Raw genomic sequence first — 18,128 nt, 5'->3', positions numbered from 1 at the left:
CGCCGATGCTGCGCGCGCCGGGGGCTGTGCTGGCATGTGGCGGCTTCCGCTGCGCGGAAACCGCCCTACGGGTTTTGCGTCCCGGGATTAACCGCCGCAGGCGGCCAGCGGGGCTTTCGGCATTGCCGCCTGCTTGGCGGGATTGTGGGACACGGCGATCACATTGCCCTTCGGCGGCGCATCCGGTTCGATCAGCGGCATCAGGCTGGGCGCCAGGACCGTCAGCAATTGCACCGGCAGTGCGCTGGTGAAATCGTAATTCTTCGATTCCGGACCATGCACATAGGCCGTCATGCTGCCGAAGAAGCGTTCGCCGATGTTGAACACGAACGTGGCGGAACGGTTCACGAAGCGCGACTCGATCACGCGGCCGCCGGCGGCATACACTTCGAAACGCTGGTCGCCGGTACCGGTCTTGCCGCCGACCGGAATCACCGTGCCATCCGATTTCACGAATGCCTGGCGCGCCCGCTTGGCGGTACCGTCCGACACCACTTCGCGGATGGCGGCGGCCACCGCGTGCGCCACTTCCGGCGACAGCACCTGTTCCTTGGTGGTGGTGCCGCCCCGCTTGACCATGGTTTCATACGGCGTACCGGACGCGAAGTGCAGCGACGAAATACGCTGCGTCGGCTGGCGCACGCCATCGTTGATGATAATGCCCATCATTTCAGCCAGCGCGGCGGGACGGTCGGCCGATGCACCCAGGGTCGTCGCATACGATGGCACCAGCGATTCAAACGGATAGCCCATCTTTTTCCACTGGCGGTGGATCGCCATGAAGCTTTCCATTTCCACCAGCCCGGCAATGCGCTTGTCCTGCGCGTGCTTGCGGTGCGTCTTGAACAGCCACTGGTACACTTCCTGCCGTTCCTTTTCGCTCGCCGCCACCACCTGCGCCAGGGTCGCCCCTTCGTTGGCGCGCATGTACGCCACCATCCACAGTTCCAGCGGGTGCACCGAGGCCAGGTAGCCGCGGTCCGCCAGCGACCATTTGTCCATCGCGTACTGGTCGTACATTTTCGCCAGGCGCTCATCCGGCACTTCGTTTTGCGACGGCAGGTTGTCCTTCAGGTACGCGGAAAACTCGGCCAGCGTGGCTTTCGGGAACACGGTGCGGTGGATATTGGCCAGGCGCACCGGCGTCGGGCGGATCGACCCCACCAGCACCTTGTCCAGTTCCGCCGCCGGTTTGCCCTTGTATTTGGCCCAGAAGCGGTACATGAATTCCTTGCCTTCCTTGTCCGCGAAGCGGGCCAGGTAGGCAGCGCGGCGGGGATCGTCCGCATCCTGCAGCAGCGACGCGGAAGAACCGGGCGCCTGGAACATGTAGTACTTGACGATGTCGCGCATCAGGCGCACGAACACCAGGTTGGTCGAGCGGCGCAGCGCTTCGCGCACCGGCATGATGCGGCTGTCGTCTTCCTTCGAGAAGTTGCCGAACGTGTGCACGCCGCCCCCCGTGAAGAAGGCTTCGCCGGGATTGCCGGAATACTTGCGGTCCAGCGCGGCCTGCAGCATGGCTTCCAGGCTCATGTCCTGCGGCTTGGCCAGGAAATATTCGACGCCCCACTGGCTCAGCTTATCCTGCGGCGCCACCACGGTTTTTTTCAGCTCTTCCGCGCTCAGCGGCGACAGGCGCTTGTGCAACTGGTCGACGATGTCGAGGTACGTCACCAGCGTGCGCAGCTTGGCGGTGGAACCCAGGTCCAGCTTGGCGCCTTCATTGATGTCCAGCGGCTGGTCATAGTTATCCGTTTGCAGGCGCAGGTAATTCACGTCCTTGCCCTTTTCCAGCAACGTGAAGCTGTACACCACGTTGGCCGGATCGCCGTTACCCAGCATGCCCTTGCCCGTCAGGCCCGCCTTTTGCGCGGTTTCCGGTGTGCGCAAATCCTGCAGCACTTGCGTGACGTTGCGCTGCGCCTGCGAATCCAGCGTACTGATCACGTTCAGGTCAAGGCGGTCCAGGTTGTACATGCGGTTATCACCCAGCAAGTTGGCCAGGTGGTTACGCACGGAATTCGAAGCCTTGCGTTCGACAAACGACATCGACGCGGCGGAAGCCAGGCCATTGCCGGGCGCCGGATGCAAGCGTTCCTTCAGCGCCGCGTCGCGCAGTTGCGGCGAGATGATGCCCGCCTGCGTCAGCACGCGCAAATGGCTGTTGGCCAGGTTTTCCAGGTCGGCGTCGCCATCGCCCAGGTAATAGCTGGGGCGGCGCTGCGCGATCAGCAGCGACAGCGCCTGCTTGAACGCCAGCGCGCTGCCCGGCTGGTCCATCTTGCCGGACAACAGGCTGTTGATTTCATTGAAATCGCGGCCATACCAGACCCACATGCCGTCGCCGATGCCATTGACTTCGCCATAGCCCGGCTTGGCCGACAGCGGCACGGTGTTGAGGTAATCGACGACGATCTGGCGCCGCACTTCGGTCGTATCCTCGCCCGACTGGTAGGCGCGCAGCGTGGCCGACACCATTTGCTGCAACTTGTCTTTCATCGAGCCGGTACGCCCTTCCGGCGAATGGCGGTATTTCTCGATCTGCGTGGCCAGCGTGCTGCCGCCGGCTGCACGGGCGCCGCCAGCCACCGTGCTGACGGTTTTTTCCAGCACGGCCTTGGACAGGCGGTCCCACTCCACGGCGGGATTGCGCTTCGGATAGGTGTTGTCCAGCAATTCGCGGTTCTCAATGAACAGCAGGCTTTGCACCAGCGCCGTCGGGGTTTGCTTGAAATTATCGTACGTCCGTTCGGGATACTTGGCGGAGAACAGCGTCTGTGCGCGGCAATCCGCGATATTCAGGCCGGTACGGGTTTTTTCGCGGTACGTGGTGAACACGCCCATGTCGGACAGTTCCACCATTTTCGGCGAGAACCGCGCCTGCGCCGTGACTTCGTAATCGCGCGCTTTCAACTTGCCCAGGTAATCCGGCATGTTGGCGTAGCCTAGCCGTTCGTCGTACGGGCTGTCGTGCGGGAAGCGGATCGATTTGCTGGGCCCTGGCTCCACCTTGTAGTGGACGTTGGCCATCAGTTCGGAAAAGAATTTCGCCTGCATGGCGGACGTGCGCATTTCATGCACGCCCCACCACACCGCCAGCGACAACAGCACCAGCAACACCAGGACGAAGGCATTGCGCGGCCGCCGGCTCTTGGGCGCGGGCGGCTCCGGCGCTGCGGGTTGCGCGTGCAGCAGCACGGCAGTCTGCGGTTTGACAACGCGCAGCCGTGGCTTGCGCTTGATGCCGAACGCGGCGGCGCCGGCACCCCGGATGTTGCGTAAGGTGCGCACGGCCCGCACAACAAGGCGGGGTTTGCGGAAACGTCGATTGCTTAACATATTGCTCAAACCGTCGTGAATCAGGGCGACTCGCCTGAGTTACATTGCACCACATCGGCAGCCTGTGCACGGGTCGCCCGGCAGAAATTTTGATGTAGTCGCAGACTTTTTTCGCAAAAAAACAACGTCAGTCCCAAAGCCCCCCGCTTCTCCCGTCATCCTGTTGTCATAAGGGTCGCTTGCGCGCGCACCGTTCCGGCGGGCATTGCGTCAGGCGAGACGGTATTCCGCAGACAGGCGGTCCAGCTGCGCGCGCATTTCCGCGAAGGCCAGTGCGGCCTGGCCCGGTTCGCCCTTGACGCCCAGTTCGATATGGCGGCGCGTGTGGGCGTCGCCCACGCTGGGCAGGCTGAAGACTTTAATCAGGGGAAATTGCGCTTCCAGCGCTTCCATCAGCGGCGTCAGCGCGGATTCCGCCTGTTCGTAGACAAACAGCGCATGTTCGGCACGGGGTTCGCGGTTGAACAGGTCCGCGTAATGGGTGTCCAGCACCCATTCGAGCATCGGCCACGCCATGACGGGAAAGCCCGGCACGAAATAATGCGTGCCCAGCGCAAAGCCGGCGATGCTGTTGTAGGGATTGGGGATCAGCGCCGCGCCGGCGGCGAATTCCGCCATGTGCAGGCGGTGCTGGTTTTCCGGCGAATCCAGGTCCGCCGCGTGTCCCGCCTCGGACGCCAGTTGCACGATGCGCTGCTGGATCAGGCGCTTGCCTTCTTCGTGCAGCACCAGCGGCACGCCCAGCGCATCGGCGGCGGCCTGGCGCGTATGGTCGTCCGGCGTGGCGCCGATACCGCCGCAGCAAAACACGATGTCGCCGCTGGCCATGGTGCGCTTCAGGGTAGCCGTGATGTGGGCGCGGTCATCGCCGAGGAATTCCGCCCAGCCCAGTTGCAAGCCCCGCGCCGCCAGCATTTGCACCACTTTGGGGAAATGCTGGTCCGCCCGTTTGCCGGACAGGATTTCGTCGCCAATGATGATCAAGCCTATCGCCACGTCCGTCTCCCCGGTGTCGTTATGCCGCGCGCTGTTTCGCCAGCGCTTCCAGGCAATAGTACTGGAACCACAAGCCCGTGAAGATAAAGATCAGCACATACAGCCAGATGGAAATCGCCGCCAGGAACGGGAACAGCACGATGCTGATGGCCGCGCCGGCCAGCCACACTACGCCGGGAATCGCGCCGGCGGCGCCGGATACGATGCCGATGGCGATCAGGCGCCAGCGGTGTTCGCGCCGCAGCGCGTGCAACTCTTCCGGGCTGGCGTAATCGGACAGCGCGTCATACGCCATCACGCGCGCTGTCAGCCAGCCCCACAGCAGTACCTGCAGCGCCAGCGCGGCCGGCGGGAAAGCATACAGCGGCAAGGTCACCAGCCAGATCAGCGCGAAGACGCAAAAGCCGCCCAGCGCCACGCCGACGCTGCCGGCCAGGCTGCCACCCTTCTTCATTTCCAGCTGCGGATAATGCTGGCCGCCCACGTGGCGAACGATGGCCGGCATGGCCGCCACGCCAATGAAGATCATCGCCGTCAGGATCATCAGCGGCACCAGCGCCAGGATCATGGCCAGCGGCACGATGATGTTTTTCACGGCTTCCAGGCCCAGTGTGGCCAGCCAGCTGCTGCTGTAACGGTACAGTTCATGCTCGAAGAACTGGCCCTGTACGTAATTGAACGCGGGATCCCAGCTGAAATACAGGATGGCGGCCCACAGCAGCAGCGACAGCACCGTCGGCACGATCGACAGCAACAGCATTTTGCCGCGCACCTGCGAACGCAGCGCGCGGCCATAAGCACTCAGTACAGCTCTCATCCTACGTGGGTTCCTTGCCGAAAAATTCAATCATGCGCTTCAATCCCAGCCACTGCTGGCGCCAGAAGCCCTTGCCGTAATCGCGGCCCGGCGTCACGGTGCCGTCCGGCGCCGTTTGCGGCAACTGGTCGCGCACGCCCGTGCGGGCGAATTCCGGCGAAAAGTTGGCGGTGCCGAACAGGATGTCCCAGATCGGGAACAGGACGGCGAAATTGCAGCCGCCCAGCGTGCCCTTGCCGTGCGATTCGTGGCCGACGCCGATCGCGTGGTGGAAACGGTGGTAGCGGGGCGACACCAGCAAGCGCTCGCCGATCTTGCCGAAATGGATGCGCACATTCGCGTGCTGCAAGCTTTGCACCATGCGCGACGCCGACACCAGCAGCACGTATTGCGCCGGCGGCACGCCGATGGCGATCGCCACCAGGCCCATGACGGTGTCGCGCAACAGGTCATCGAGCACGTGGTTGCGGTCATCGCTCCACAAGTTCATGTTTTGCTGGCTGTGATGCAGGCTGTGCAAGCCCCACCACCAGTTGAACTGGTGCGATGCCCGGTGGTACCAGTAATCGACGAAATCCAGGATCAGCAAATACAAGGCGAAACTGGCCAGCGGAGAAATATCGGGGAACAGGGTCTCCAGGCTGATGGGTTGCACATTTTCCAGGCGCAACCAGCCCATCAGCGCATCGAGCAGCGGATCCAGCGTAAAGAAGATCAGCACGGGGAACACACCGACACGCTGCAGCACCGTATAAATAAAGTCATTCCACCGCGCACGCCTGTCGGTGAACGGGTGCACGGGAATCAGCGCCTCCAGCGGGCGCAGCACGATGAACAGCACCACCAGTTCGCATAGGCCGATCAGCAGCCACTCGGTGCCTTCAAACGCTTCTTCGGTGATGTCGCCCCAGCCCAGGTGGAACAACAGGGGCTGCACCAGGGTTTCGAACAGCCAGCCCTGCGCAGTTCCCAGCCAGTCGATAAACAATTGCATCATGGGTGTTTTTTGTAATCAGGATGGTCGCGCAGCGTGGCAAAGCAAAAGCCCTTTTGTTTCAGCCCCGTGATCAGCGGGTCCAGGTTGGCGGGCGCCCACGGATCCTTGCGCGACCAGATGCCCATATGGGCCATGAAGATATCGCCGCCGCGCAAATCGCGCAGCGCCTTGTCCAGCAAGACCTTGTTGGGCCAGGTGTCGCTGGACGTTTCATCGCCGGAAAAGCCGGCCGGCGCCCAGCCCGCGTGCGCATAGCCGCAGGTTTTGGCCGCGGCCAGCGTATTGGCCGAAGTCTTGCCGCCCGGCGCGCGCCACAGCGGGTCCAGGTGGCGCCCCGTCAATTCAACGAAGCGCGTATCCACGCGGCGGATCTCGGCGCAATACTGCTGCGCGCTCCAGTCCTGCGCCTTGCCGGCCTGCGCGCCGAATTGCGGCTTGACGCGCATGCGTCCGCCCGGCAAGTCTTTCAGCCAGTACACGTGGTCGAACGTATGGGAACCGAACGCATGCCCTTCCGCCACGCGCGCCTGCCAGTATGGCGCCCACGCGGGATCGAGCGAATAGTCGCCCCGCACGGTTTTTTCACTGGCCAGGAAGAACGTGGCTTTGACGTGGTGCTTGTTGAGGACAGCGGCAATCAGGTCGGCCTGCGACTGGCTGCCCGTGTCGAACGTCAGGTAAATCGTGCCATGGCAGGCGGCGTCGCCCGCCAATGCCGTGGCGGCCGGCGCCGCCGCCAGCAGGACGCCGATGACCGCCCAACCGCGCATGGCCGACCTCACATGCGCGGCGCCGAGTTGGCGAAGAACACGCCGTGCGGCGAACGACCAACCGGGATCAGCTTGACGACCTTGCGGCTGGGCAGGTCGATCACGGCGACCTTCTTGATCCAGCGCAAGGTCACCCACATGGTTTTGCCGTCATCGGTGATTTCCATGCAATCCGGGCCGCCCGGCACGTTGATGGTGCCGACGTTTTCCAGGGTTTTCTGGTCGATGATGTTAATCGTGTTCGATACGCGGTTCGACACGTACGTATAGCGGTTGTCGCCCTGCGCGCGGAAATTGTGCGTGCCGTCGCCCGCCTTGATGCGCTTGACGGTTTTTTGCGTGCGCCAGTCGATCACTTCCACGTAATCGCTGCCCATGATGCCGACCAGCAGGTATTTATCGTCCGGCGTCACGGTGATGCCCGCCGGCAGCTTGCCGACCGGTATCGTCCATTTGACTTGCTGGGTTTTCAAGTCGATGCCGCTGACCTGGTCGCTGCCCTGCTGCGTAATGAACGCCATCGTGCTTTTTGCATCGAAGGCAATGTGGCTCGGCAGCTTGGGCATCGGGATGCGCTTGGACAGCGTCACGTTGCTGCCGTCGTATTTATAGATATCGACGCGGTCCAGGCGCAGCGAGGTGGCGACGAACCATTTCTGGTCCGGCGAAAAGCCGATCTGGTAAGGATCCAGCACGTCTTTCACGTGGCGCTGGATCTGGCCCGATTTCGGATCCAGGAAAATCAATTCATTGCCCACCGCGCTGGCCACGATCAGCGACTTGTTGTCCGGCGTCGGCATCAGGTGGTGCGGTTCCTTGCCGACCGAATACGTCTGCAAGCTTTTATGGGTAGCCTGGTCCAGCAGCTGGACGGTCGCGTCACGGGAATTGAGCACCACGACGACATTGGCTTGCGCACTGGCAGCGGCAAGACATACGGTGGAAAAAACGATACGGCGGAGACTGCGGAACATGACGGGAATCGCGGTTGATAAGCGCGGGTAAAAGCAAAACCCTATTTTAAGTGCAAACCGGACTGGACGACGGCCAATTGCCGACATAAATGGTGGGGCATGGCGGGGAAAATACTTAAATTTGACTTAGGTCAGGACAAAAATGGCGGATGTGCTGCGCAGCGTCTACAATAAATGGCTTACCTGTCAATCAAAAAGGAACATCATGTCCATTATTACCACGGCCTCCGGCCTGCAATACGACGAAATCAAAGTGGGCGACGGCGCCGAGGCGAAAGCTGGCCAGAATGTCACCGTGCATTACACCGGCTGGCTGCGCAACGACGACGGCTCCAAAGGCGCGAAATTCGATTCCAGCAAAGACCGCAACGACCCGTTCGAATTCGCGCTGGGCGCAGGCATGGTGATCCGCGGCTGGGATGAAGGCGTGCAAGGCATGAAAGTCGGCGGCACCCGCCAACTGATCATCCCGTCCGACCTGGGCTATGGCTCGCGCGGCGCGGGCGGCGTGATTCCGCCAAACGCCACGCTGATCTTCGACGTGGAACTGCTGGCTGTATAAGTTCCCCCCGCTTGTGGTGGATGACGCGGGCTTCGCCCGCTCTTAAGTCACTCCGGCAGGAGTGACGATTGTACGATGGGGCAACAGGCGGATGGCCGGCCCTGGCCGGCTAATCCGCCCTACCGCACCCATCCCTTCTGCAGGGCATCGTGCTCCGCCGCCGCGTCGAGCAACTGTCCCCCGCTACGCTGTTCCATCACGGCCTGTACCGCGGCCGGCAAGTCCAATCCTGCTTTCACGGCGCCAGCCTGCGCCGGCTTCGTGGTCTGCATCCAGATCGGTAATTTCCACGCGCCGCCACTCTTGCACGCCAGCCCCGCCATTTCCTGCCCGCTGCTGGTGGCGGTAAAGCCACGGCAATAGCTGCCATCCGTCGCCACGAAACTGGAGGCGATGCGCACCGTGCCGCCGTAGACGCCGGCCGCGCCGCCGGGCGCCTGGTCCAGCGCCAGCGCCAGCCGGCCCTGCGCGATCAGCGCGCCGTCGCGCCACGCGACGCTGGCCGGCGCCTGCGCTTCCGGCTGCCAGTCGGTCAGCAGGAACTTCCCCGCCGCCGCGCCCAGCGCCATCGCCATGAACACGGCGCTCCACTCCAGCCACGACCAGTGCTGGACCTTGCGCGCCCGCCGGGCCGCCTGCTGTGTCGCCGCCCGCGTGGCCCGCACCGCCGCCAGTTGCACTACCGTGGCGCCGCGCCGGGGCACGGCCATGCGCGGTTGCGCCTGGCGCTGCAATTGCGCCTGGTGCGCCGCCACGCGCTGCGCCAGCACGGCGTCGCGCTCCATGGCGGATTCGATCTCGGCGCGGGTTGCCTGGTCCAGGCCGCCGCCGGCATATGCCATCAGGATGTCATCGGAAAAGCCCATGTCTGTGTCCTCGCTACCATCGATCATAACTCCGCGCGCGACAAAGGTGCAGCCTGCGTTTGTATCAGCGTGGCGCAAAATCCTCGCAAGCCATACGGTATATGGGTTTCTTCCACAAATTCTGATCAAGGAAACTCACATCCGGCAATAATTCTGTGCTAATCTGCGCGCTCTATTAACCAAGGAGGTAGTAATGAAAAAAGGCGAACTGATCGCAGAATTTGCTAAGCGCACCGAACTGTCCGGCGCTGCCGCCAACGATGCAGTGAACACCCTGATTGCCATCATTACCGAGCGCCTGAAAAAAGGCGATACGGTTGGCATCACCGGCTTCGGCACCTTCTCCGTCGCCAAACGCGCTGCGCGCAAAGGCCGCAATCCTGCCACCGGCGAAGCGATCAAAATCGCTGCGTCGAAAACCCCTAAATTCTCGGCTGGCGCCACGCTGAAAGCAGCAGTGAACCCGCCTAAGAAGAAGTAATCGACATTCGCTTCTTCGGAAGCGGCGGTTCAAGGCAAGGCGCCATGCCCTGTTTTGAACCGCCGCTTTTTTTATGGGCAGCCGTCCATCAAAGCCAATAACACGAGCTTTTCAAATTCCGGTTCAAAGCGGGCAATCACGTTGTCCGGGTCGCGCACCAGTGCATCGTCCGTGACGATACCGAACTGCACGCCGCCGTTATACGACAGGATCGACACGCCGACACCGATATCGCCCGATTGCGGCACCCAGAACATGATCTGGTCCAGCTGGCTGCCGGCCAGGTACAGCGGCGTTTGCGGTCCCGGCACGTTACTCATCACGGCCGTCGCCTTACGGGCAAAGAAGTTCTGGATTTCGTTTTGCACCTGCTTCGGCGATGCGCCCAGCACGCCCAGCACCGACATCGCCACCAGCGCCGTATAGCTGCCCTTCAGTTCATTCATGCGGCGCTGCACCTCGGCCAGGCGCGCCACCGGATCTTCGATCCCGACCGGCAGCACCAGCGGCACCAGCCCGAACGCATTGCCCAGCCGCTGGCGCGGGCTGTCCTTGCGCAAGTTGACGGGCACCATGACCCGCACTTCGCAATCGCCCGCCACGCTGCCTCCGGCCGCCTGCAAGTAACCGCGCAGCGCCCCCGCCACGGCCGACATCAGGATATCGTTGACGGAACAGCCATACGCCTTGCTGACGGCCTTGACATCCGCCAGCGGCAGCGGCTCGCTCCACGACACGTGCTTCTTGCCGTTCGGCTTGCCCTTGAACAGGGTATGGCTGTCGTCGGCCATGGTGGTCAGCTTGACGGCGTCCGTGGTCAACTGGGCTGCCGTATGGCCATAGGTGGCCAGGCGCTCGGCCATCTTGTCCACGTCCGCCCACATCGACATGGATTTCACGAACATGGTCGACGACAGGTCGATGGCCTTGACGCTGGTGGCGGTGATCGGCGACAGGATCTGGTCCCACGGATTGGCTTCCGCCGCCTCCAGCGCGGCTTTGGGCGGCTGTTTCGGGTGTTCGTCAGGATGCTGGCCGAACATCGACATGAAGACCCGCACCAGCGCCACGCCGTCGGCGATGCAGTGGTGGATGCGCACGACCAGCGCTTGGCGCAGCTTGCCGTCTTCGCCGATGCAATTGTCGACCAGGTGCATTTGCCACAGGGGCTTGTCCGGATCCAGCGGCTGCTGCGACAGCTCGCCCACCAGCCGCTGCAACGCCGCCTTGTTCGACGTGCCATTGTGGCCATCGATGCGGGTGTGGATGACGTGGTCGTCCAGGTCGACTTCCTGCTCTTCCCACCACGCCCCCGCCAGATCCGTCACCGCGCGGCTGCGGAAGCGGCGGTAAGCCAGGAAGCGGGTTTCCAGCGCTTCTTTCAAGCCGTCCGGTGCGATCGGCTGCGCCATCATGGCCACGCCGACGATCATCATCTGGTTGCTGTCCGAATCCATGCGCAGCCAGGCTGTGTCGACCGCGGACATTTTTCTGCGGCCCAGGGCCGACAACGCTTTCGACAACATTCGAGCTTCTCCTCTATAGTTCCAGTTGGGCCTACCGTTTATAGAAATGTATTATCTCGTTATCGCACAGACGTGCGCAAAGTTTCTTTAGTGACATCACTCTAGCACGAGGAGAAGGACACATGAGCCTGCAAGCACAATTCGACCAAGCAATGGCCGATTCGAAAAACCTGCCGGAGCGCCCGGACAACATGACCCTGCTGAAAATCTACGCATTGTTCAAGCAAGGTTCCACCGGCGACGTCGAAGGTTCCCGTCCAGGCTTCACCGACATGGTCGGCCGCGCCAAATACGACGCGTGGGCCAACTTGAAAGGCACCTCGAAAGAAGACGCGCAACAGCAGTACATCGACCTGATCGAAGAACTCAAAGGCTGATCAAGCTGAAAACAAAAAGGGGCGGATGCAATATCCGCCCCTTTTTATTTATGCAGCCTTACCGCCGCCAAATATTTTCTGCATTTTTTCCGACGCTTTGGCCTGGATCACCGGCGCAAACGCGCCAAACAAAAATCCCAGCTTGATCAGCATTTCCGCCTTGTGCTTGGTCAGGGTCAGCGAACCGTTGACACCGCTGCGCTCGAAATGCAGCACGTCGCCGTCCCATGCATATTCCATTTCGAATTCCTCGGCCAATTTGATCGCGACCTTTTCCGCCGCTTCCCGGGCTTTTTTAGGCGTCAAGGTATGTTCCTGGACGATGTGTACGTTGGGCATTGCCTCTCTCCTCATTTAGCGGGCGCCATTGTACAGGCCCCGCAGGCCGCTGCGAACCATTCTACGCCCGAGCCCGTTTCCATGGAACGCAGCAACATGCTTTGCGCACGCGCAAGCAACACCCGCGCGGGCAAGGCGACCATGGCATACCGGCGCCGGCATGCCGCCAGCGCCACCGCCCCGGAGAAACCATGAAAACCGACATGTCCATTCCGCTGTGTTCTTCGCCCGCCACCGCCCCCGTCAGCTACGTTCCCACGCCATCCGCCCCCTACCGCGCCCACCGCAAAGCCGCGCAACTGACGCAGCAGCCGGGACAGCCCCGCCTCGGCGATGCCGCGGCCACCACCCCACTGGGCGCCCGTGTCCTGATCTGGAAGCAGGATCCGTCCGTGACGGAACTGGGCACGCGCAAAGCGTTCCTGCCGGGCGTGATCCTGGCCGGTCCGCGCGACGCCCGCATCGCCAACGGCGCGCCCGGCATCGCTCCCGTCAGTCCCAATGCCTTTGGCGACTTCATCCTGCCGCCCGACACGGAACAATTCGACGCCGTGCACACCTTTGCCGTGGTGCGCCAGACATTGACCCTGTACCAGCGCGCGCTGGCGCAGGCGTCCGGCGGGGCCCCGGCGCAACTGCCATGGCAGTGGAACTCGCAGCGCAATACCGATCCCCTGAAAGTGTTCCCCCACGGTTTGCCGGACGTCATGAACGCGTATTACAGCCGCAGCGAGCGGGCGCTGAAGTTCGGCGACTTCGTCCCCAGTGGCGAAGCCGGCCGTGTCTTCACGTGCCGCTCGTTCGACATCGTGGCCCATGAAACGGGCCATGCCGTACTCGATGGATTGAAACCGCGCTGGCTGTTGCGCCGCAATCCGCCGCAAACGGGCGGCCTGCACGAAGCCTTCGGCGATTTGACGGCGATATTCCTGGCGCTGTCGCAACTGGACCAGGCCGAAGCCGTCATTGCCCAGACCAAGGCCGACCTGCACGACAAGACCTTCCTGGCCGACATGGCGGAACAATTCGGCCTGGCGCTGGGCCGGCCCAACGGCTTGCGCAACGCCGACAATGACTTGACGCTGGCGGAAGCCGGCAATGAAGTGCACGCGCTGTCGCAGGTGTTTACCGGCGCCGTGTACGACATCCTGGCCGACATGTTCGCCTTCGAACGCAGTCCCGGCCTGCTGGACGATGCGGCGCTGCTGTACCGCACCGGCGAATACCTGTGCGGCCTGGTGTTGCGCGCGCTGATGGCCGCACCCGACTTTGGCGCCACCTATGCGCACGTGGCCAGCCACATGATGCTGCTGGCCGTCAGCGATGGCAAACCGCAGGCATACCGCGAATTCATCCAGCACCGCTTCACCGTGCGCGGCGTGAATGTGGCGGAAGACCCGAATACGCTGGCCCTGGCGGCGGACAGTCCCCTGCCGCAAGACCGCCGCAGTTGCTGCGGCACCATGAACCACGCCGAGTATTTCGAGCTGGAAGACGTGCTCGATGAAGAGCGCAAAGCACTGGCCGACTGGTGCCAGCAGCATTACACAGCCCGCAATAACACGTAGGCGCACGTCAACAGTCCTCAGCCAAAGCGGCCGGCGCAAGCCGGCCTGCGTATTTGCTTATGTGGATTGTATATAAGGGCGAATTGTTCTCACGTGCAAATTGCCTTAAAATCAGAGCTTTGCTGTAGGTGTATTGGCAGTTTTGCAGCACCATCGGCGCCGCAAATCATCTATAAGGACTGTTATGACCCACGTAGTTACCGAATCCTGCATCAGCTGTAAGTTTACCGATTGCGTGGATGTGTGCCCTGTGGATTGCTTCCGTGAAGGCCCGAACTTCCTGGCGATCGATCCAGACGAATGCATCGATTGCGCCGTGTGCGTAGCAGAATGCCCGGTCAACGCCATCTTTGCCGAAGAAGACACTCCGGCCGACCAGCAGCAGTACATCAAGATCAACGCCGACCTGTCCCGCAACTGGCCGTCGATCACCAAGACCAAGTCTCCGCTGCCGGACGCCGACCAGTTCCGCGACGTCAAAGACAAGCTGAAACTGCTGGTGCGCTAAGCAACTCTTGCATCATCTATAAGACACAGCCCCGCCTTATGCGGGGCTGTGTTTTTTTGCAGGCGCATAATGCGGAAAATCGCATAAGAAGCGACTTCGCATGAAAAATACTCACCAAGTTTGTGCGTCGCGCAACTGGGGAAAACCGCAGTGTTCGTCTGACGCCACACCTCGGAACCGTCCTACACAAATGCAGCCGAAACACTCTTTTCTTGTGGCTCTTCCAGTATTATCGTTTGAATCAGGACGGGCTCAGTCGAACTATTCCGAAAGGAAAACAACCTTTCTGTTGGTTACCGCAAAGTGCTTTACGTCATGTACAAATAACCTATAATGAGCTCATGATTTTGATCAATTCGATGGCAATTGACCCTTGACATCGAGATAACGACCGGGAATTACTATGCTTTACCAACTGCATGAAATGCAACGCACCCTCTTGACGCCGCTGATGCAGTGGGCCGACGCGTCAGCGAAATTGTTCAGCAATCCCGTCTCTCCGCTGGCGCACACGCCATTCTCGCAGCGGATCGCAGCAGGATATGAACTGATGTATCGCCTCGGCAAAGATTACGAAAAACCGGCATTCGAGATTGATAGCGTTACCGTCAAGGGCAAAGATGTCCGTATCATCGAGCACGTCGTCATCACCAAGCCGTTCTGCCGCCTGATTCACTTCAAGAAGGACTTGAGCGACAAGGAAATCCGCGCGCTGGAACAGCCCACCATCCTGCTGGTGGCGCCACTGTCGGGCCACCATTCGACCTTGCTGCGCGACACGGTGTCGGCGCTGCTGCAGGAACACGACGTCTACATCACCGACTGGACCGATGCGCGCATGGTGCCGCTGTCGGCCGGCCCGTTCCACCTGGACGATTACATTTTCTACGTGCAGGAATTCATCCGCCACCTGGGTCCGGACTTGCACGTGATTTCCGTGTGCCAGCCAACCGTCCCGGTATTGGCCGCAATTTCGTTGATGGCGTCTGCCAAGGATCCGAAACTGCCGAAAACCATGACGATGATGGGCGGTCCGATCGATCCCCGCAAATCGCCGACGTCCGTGAATAACCTGGCGACGGAAAAGAAATTCTCGTGGTTTGAAAACACGGTGATTTATTCCGTACCGCCGAATTACCCGGGCTTTGGCCGCAAGGTCTACCCTGGCTTCCTGCAGCACGCCGGCTTCATTGCCATGAACCCGGGCCGCCATGCGCAAAGCCACCGCGAGTTTTACATGCACCTGGTGAAAGGCGACGACGAGAGCGCGGAAAGCCACCGCCAGTTCTACGACGAATACAACGCCGTGCTGGACATGCCGGCCGAGTACTACCTCGACACTATCAAGACCGTGTTCCAGGACTTCTCGCTGCCGCAAGGGACGTGGAAAGTCGGCGGCCAACTGGTGCGCCCGCAGGACATCACCAACGTGGCGCTGTTTACGGTCGAAGGCGAACTGGATGACATTTCCGGCGCGGGCCAGACCCAGGCCGCGCATGAACTGTGCTGCAATATCCCGGCCGACATGCAGCAAGACTTCGTGGCGCCAGGTGCGGGCCACTACGGCATCTTCTCGGGCCGCCGCTGGCGCGAAATGATTTGCCCGAAAATCGGTGAATTCATCCGCAAGCACGGATAAGCAAGCCGCTCCGACATCAACACCCCGGCACTCCCGGGGTTTTTTTATGGCTGCTGCAACGTGCGCGCCTGCGCCCGCGCCAGCTCCACGCCGATGCGCCGCCAGTAATCGCGCTCCGCCTTTTGCAAATCGATGTCGCGCACGGCGTCGTTGAACGCGCGCTGCTGCGCCAGCCCTTGCGGCGTACGCTTGAAGCACACGTGGATGGAACGCTCGCGGAACAAGCCTTCCGCAAAGCCGATGCGTTCCCGCTCTTCACGCGTAAAACGTTCGCTGCCCAGCAAGTGGCGCAGCACGCGCTTTTCTATCACCATCGCGGGAAAGCGCTTTGTCAACAGCTTGCGCAAGTTCAGTTCATCGCTGTATGCCTCTTCCGTGTGCAGCACGCCGGCCGCCGCCATCGCGTCGAACTGGTCGCCGTTGGTATAACCGGCCACGGTGCCGATGCGGATGCCCTGCAAGTCCGCCAGGGTGGCGGGCTGTATCGGCGCATCCTTCAGGTAAGCCAGCACCGTCACGGTGTTGCCGATGGAATGGGAAAAGTGGCAGACCTTTTCCCGTTCCGGCGTGCGCCACACGGCCAGGAAGCCCGCATAGCGGGGATCGTTGAGGCCCAGTTCCATGGTGCGCTTCCACGGGAAGTATTCGATGTGGGCCGTCATGCCCATGCGTTCGTACACAGAGGTCAGCAGCGATCCAGCCATGCCATTGGCAGGCAGGGTACTGGTAACGAATGGCGGCCATTCGTTCGAAGCGAAATTCAGCGCGGCGGCGCCCTGGGACGCGGCGCCGGCCGGCGCGGCCAGCAGCACACTCCATCCCAGCAGCCGCAACTTGTTCAAAGCGTTTTTCATTTCATGCGGCACGTTCGGCAAACCCGCACATGCTCCCATAAATCCGTATTGTCGCCAAATTAATTGCAAAATTAGACACGATCAATGCAGGATTTCCACGCCCTGAAGGGCGCAGATGGCGGATAATGTGGCTTTACTGTTACAAACGACGTCAACGTGTCCCCATCCCTTGCAGACCGCATTGAAGATGTCCTGCCGCAGACGCAATGCACGAAGTGCGGCTATTCCGGCTGCCGCCCGTATGCCGAAGCGATTGCCTTTGGTACCGCCGGCATCAACCAGTGTCCGCCCGGCGGCGCGGAAGGCATCGCGCGCCTGTCCCGCGTGACCGGCTATCCCGTCATTCCACTGAACCCCGCCAATGGCGCCGAGCGCCCCCGCGCGGTGGCGTATATCGATGAATCGCTGTGCATCGGCTGCACCTTGTGCATCCAGGCCTGCCCGGTCGATGCAATTATCGGCGCGGCCAAGCACATGCACACCGTCGCGCCCTCGCTATGCACGGGCTGCGACCTGTGCCTGGCGCCCTGCCCCGTCGATTGCATCGTCATGTATCCCGTCACGGATGCGACGGGCTGGCAGGCCTGGACGCAGGCCGACGCCGACGCGGCGCGCGAACGCCACGATTTCCGGCTGGTGCGCCTGAAGCGCGACAAGGAAGAGAACGATGCGCGGCTGGCCGCCAAGGCGCAGGACAAGCTGAAAGCCGTGGAAGCCCTCGATCCGGCCACCGATGCGGAAGCCGCGGAGAAAGAGCGCAAGCGCGCGATTATCGCGGCGGCGATGGAACGCACGCGCCTGAAAAAAGAAGCGGAAGCCGCTGCCAAGAACAACACCGATGAATAACGCCAAACGCTACGAAATCTTTTCCCGCCTGCGGGAAGCCAACCCCCACCCCACCACGGAACTGGAATACACGACGCCTTTTGAACTGTTGATCGCCGTGCTGCTGTCCGCGCAAGCGACCGACGTGGGCGTCAACAAGGCCACGCGACGCCTGTACCCAGTGGCGAATACGCCGCAAGCCATGCTGGACCTGGGGCTCGACGAATTGATGAGCTATATCCAGACCATCAGCCTGTACAAGACCAAGGCAAAAAATGTGCTGGCCACCTGCCAGATCCTGGTCGACCAGCACGGCGGCGAAGTGCCGCGCGACCGTGAATCGCTGGAAGCCTTGCCCGGCGTGGGGCGCAAGACCGCCAACGTGGTGTTGAACACCGCGTTTGGCGAACCGACCATGGCGGTCGATACGCACATTTTCCGCGTCTCGAACCGCACCGGCCTGGCGCCCGGCAAGAACGTCGACATCGTCGAGCAAAAGCTGCTGAAATTCGTGCCGAAAGAATTCTTGCAGGATGCACACCATTGGCTGATCCTGCACGGCCGCTATACGTGCGTGGCCCGTACGCCGAAGTGCTGGAACTGCATCATTGCGGACCTGTGCGACTTCAGGCAAAAGACACCGGCGCCGGCCAACGCTTAAGAAAATGGCCCGCAAAACCGCGGGCC

Annotated in this window: 18 protein-coding genes; 8 read left to right on the top strand and 10 right to left on the bottom strand. The window is 61.7% G+C overall.

The window, feature by feature from the left end; genetic code table 11:
• Window positions 1-87: 87 nt before the first annotated feature.
• The 6 genes from GJ700_RS26810 to GJ700_RS26785 form a co-directional block, all read right to left on the bottom strand.
• Entirely contained in the window at window positions 88-3,201 is a 3,114-nt protein-coding gene (locus tag GJ700_RS26810; protein WP_371868151.1) for a transglycosylase domain-containing protein, read from the bottom strand.
• Window positions 3,202-3,552: 351 nt separating this feature from the next.
• Window positions 3,553-4,338: a competence/damage-inducible protein A gene (locus tag GJ700_RS26805; protein ID WP_371868149.1), complete on the bottom strand. Its 786-nt coding sequence runs from the start codon at window positions 4,336-4,338 to the stop codon at window positions 3,553-3,555.
• Window positions 4,339-4,357: 19 nt separating this feature from the next.
• Window positions 4,358-5,155 carry an EI24 domain-containing protein gene (locus GJ700_RS26800; RefSeq protein WP_154379746.1) on the bottom strand — a complete coding sequence of 266 codons (798 nt, stop codon included), beginning with the start codon at window positions 5,153-5,155 and terminating at the stop codon, window positions 4,358-4,360.
• Between the two features lies 1 nt (window position 5,156).
• Window positions 5,157-6,152 (bottom strand): sterol desaturase family protein, encoded by a 996-nt coding sequence (locus GJ700_RS26795; protein ID WP_154379745.1) that lies wholly within the window; start codon window positions 6,150-6,152, stop codon window positions 5,157-5,159.
• Window positions 6,149-6,922, bottom strand: a complete 774-nt coding sequence (locus tag GJ700_RS26790; RefSeq protein ID WP_154379744.1) for a polysaccharide deacetylase family protein — start codon at window positions 6,920-6,922, stop codon at window positions 6,149-6,151. The genes GJ700_RS26795 and GJ700_RS26790 overlap by 4 nt, the downstream gene beginning before the upstream one ends.
• 8 nt (window positions 6,923-6,930) lie before the next feature.
• A complete protein-coding gene (locus GJ700_RS26785; RefSeq protein ID WP_154379743.1) occupies window positions 6,931-7,896 on the bottom strand; it encodes a YVTN family beta-propeller repeat protein in 966 nt (321 codons plus the stop codon).
• Between the two features lie 205 nt (window positions 7,897-8,101).
• Between GJ700_RS26785 and GJ700_RS26780 the strand changes: the two genes are divergently transcribed.
• Window positions 8,102-8,458: an FKBP-type peptidyl-prolyl cis-trans isomerase gene (locus GJ700_RS26780; protein WP_154379742.1), complete on the top strand. Its 357-nt coding sequence runs from the start codon at window positions 8,102-8,104 to the stop codon at window positions 8,456-8,458.
• Between the two features lie 119 nt (window positions 8,459-8,577).
• Here GJ700_RS26780 and GJ700_RS26775 read toward each other — a convergent pair whose 3' ends face one another.
• A complete protein-coding gene (locus GJ700_RS26775; protein ID WP_154379741.1) occupies window positions 8,578-9,324 on the bottom strand; it encodes an RT0821/Lpp0805 family surface protein in 747 nt (248 codons plus the stop codon).
• A 193-nt stretch (window positions 9,325-9,517) separates the two neighbouring features.
• On the opposite strand from GJ700_RS26775, the gene GJ700_RS26770 reads away from it, so the two are divergent.
• Entirely contained in the window at window positions 9,518-9,805 is a 288-nt protein-coding gene (locus GJ700_RS26770; protein ID WP_154379740.1) for an HU family DNA-binding protein, read from the top strand.
• Window positions 9,806-9,876: 71 nt separating this feature from the next.
• On the opposite strand, the gene GJ700_RS26765 is transcribed toward GJ700_RS26770, so the two are convergent.
• Entirely contained in the window at window positions 9,877-11,331 is a 1,455-nt protein-coding gene (locus GJ700_RS26765) for a wax ester/triacylglycerol synthase family O-acyltransferase (RefSeq protein WP_229507265.1), read from the bottom strand.
• Window positions 11,332-11,453: 122 nt separating this feature from the next.
• On the opposite strand from GJ700_RS26765, the gene GJ700_RS26760 reads away from it, so the two are divergent.
• Window positions 11,454-11,708 (top strand): acyl-CoA-binding protein, encoded by a 255-nt coding sequence (locus tag GJ700_RS26760; RefSeq protein ID WP_154379739.1) that lies wholly within the window; start codon window positions 11,454-11,456, stop codon window positions 11,706-11,708.
• Window positions 11,709-11,756: 48 nt separating this feature from the next.
• On the opposite strand, the gene GJ700_RS26755 is transcribed toward GJ700_RS26760, so the two are convergent.
• Window positions 11,757-12,047 (bottom strand): polyhydroxyalkanoic acid system family protein, encoded by a 291-nt coding sequence (locus GJ700_RS26755; protein ID WP_154379738.1) that lies wholly within the window; start codon window positions 12,045-12,047, stop codon window positions 11,757-11,759.
• A gap of 191 nt (window positions 12,048-12,238) precedes the next feature.
• Here GJ700_RS26755 and GJ700_RS26750 point away from each other — a divergent pair, with 191 nt between their 5' ends.
• The 3 genes from GJ700_RS26750 (at window position 12,239) to GJ700_RS26740 (ending at window position 15,762) form a co-directional block, all read left to right on the top strand.
• Window positions 12,239-13,615 carry a gluzincin family metallopeptidase gene (locus GJ700_RS26750; RefSeq protein WP_154379737.1) on the top strand — a complete coding sequence of 459 codons (1,377 nt, stop codon included), beginning with the start codon at window positions 12,239-12,241 and terminating at the stop codon, window positions 13,613-13,615.
• Window positions 13,616-13,799: 184 nt separating this feature from the next.
• The gene (gene fdxA / locus GJ700_RS26745) at window positions 13,800-14,123 is read left to right on the top strand and encodes a ferredoxin FdxA (RefSeq protein WP_154379736.1); all 324 of its coding nucleotides are present in this window, start codon (window positions 13,800-13,802) and stop codon (window positions 14,121-14,123) included.
• 403 nt (window positions 14,124-14,526) lie between these two features.
• Window positions 14,527-15,762, top strand: a complete 1,236-nt coding sequence (locus GJ700_RS26740) for a polyhydroxyalkanoate depolymerase (protein WP_154379735.1) — start codon at window positions 14,527-14,529, stop codon at window positions 15,760-15,762.
• A gap of 44 nt (window positions 15,763-15,806) precedes the next feature.
• Here the strand turns inward: GJ700_RS26740 and GJ700_RS26735 are convergent, their stop codons facing one another.
• Window positions 15,807-16,616, bottom strand: a complete 810-nt coding sequence (locus GJ700_RS26735) for a substrate-binding periplasmic protein (RefSeq protein ID WP_154379734.1) — start codon at window positions 16,614-16,616, stop codon at window positions 15,807-15,809.
• A 156-nt stretch (window positions 16,617-16,772) separates the two neighbouring features.
• On the opposite strand from GJ700_RS26735, the gene rsxB reads away from it, so the two are divergent.
• Entirely contained in the window at window positions 16,773-17,462 is a 690-nt protein-coding gene (rsxB, locus tag GJ700_RS26730; RefSeq protein WP_371868148.1) for an electron transport complex subunit RsxB, read from the top strand.
• Window positions 17,455-18,102 carry an endonuclease III gene (gene nth, locus GJ700_RS26725; protein WP_154379732.1) on the top strand — a complete coding sequence of 216 codons (648 nt, stop codon included), beginning with the start codon at window positions 17,455-17,457 and terminating at the stop codon, window positions 18,100-18,102. Before rsxB ends, nth begins: the two co-directional genes overlap by 8 nt.
• Window positions 18,103-18,128: the final 26 nt, after the last annotated feature.

Origin of the sequence: Pseudoduganella rivuli (assembly GCF_009674485.1) — a bacterium.
In the GTDB taxonomy this organism is placed as follows: Bacteria; Pseudomonadota; Gammaproteobacteria; order Burkholderiales; family Burkholderiaceae_D; genus Rugamonas; species Rugamonas rivuli_B.
This window is presented reverse-complemented; position numbering and strand designations above follow the sequence as displayed.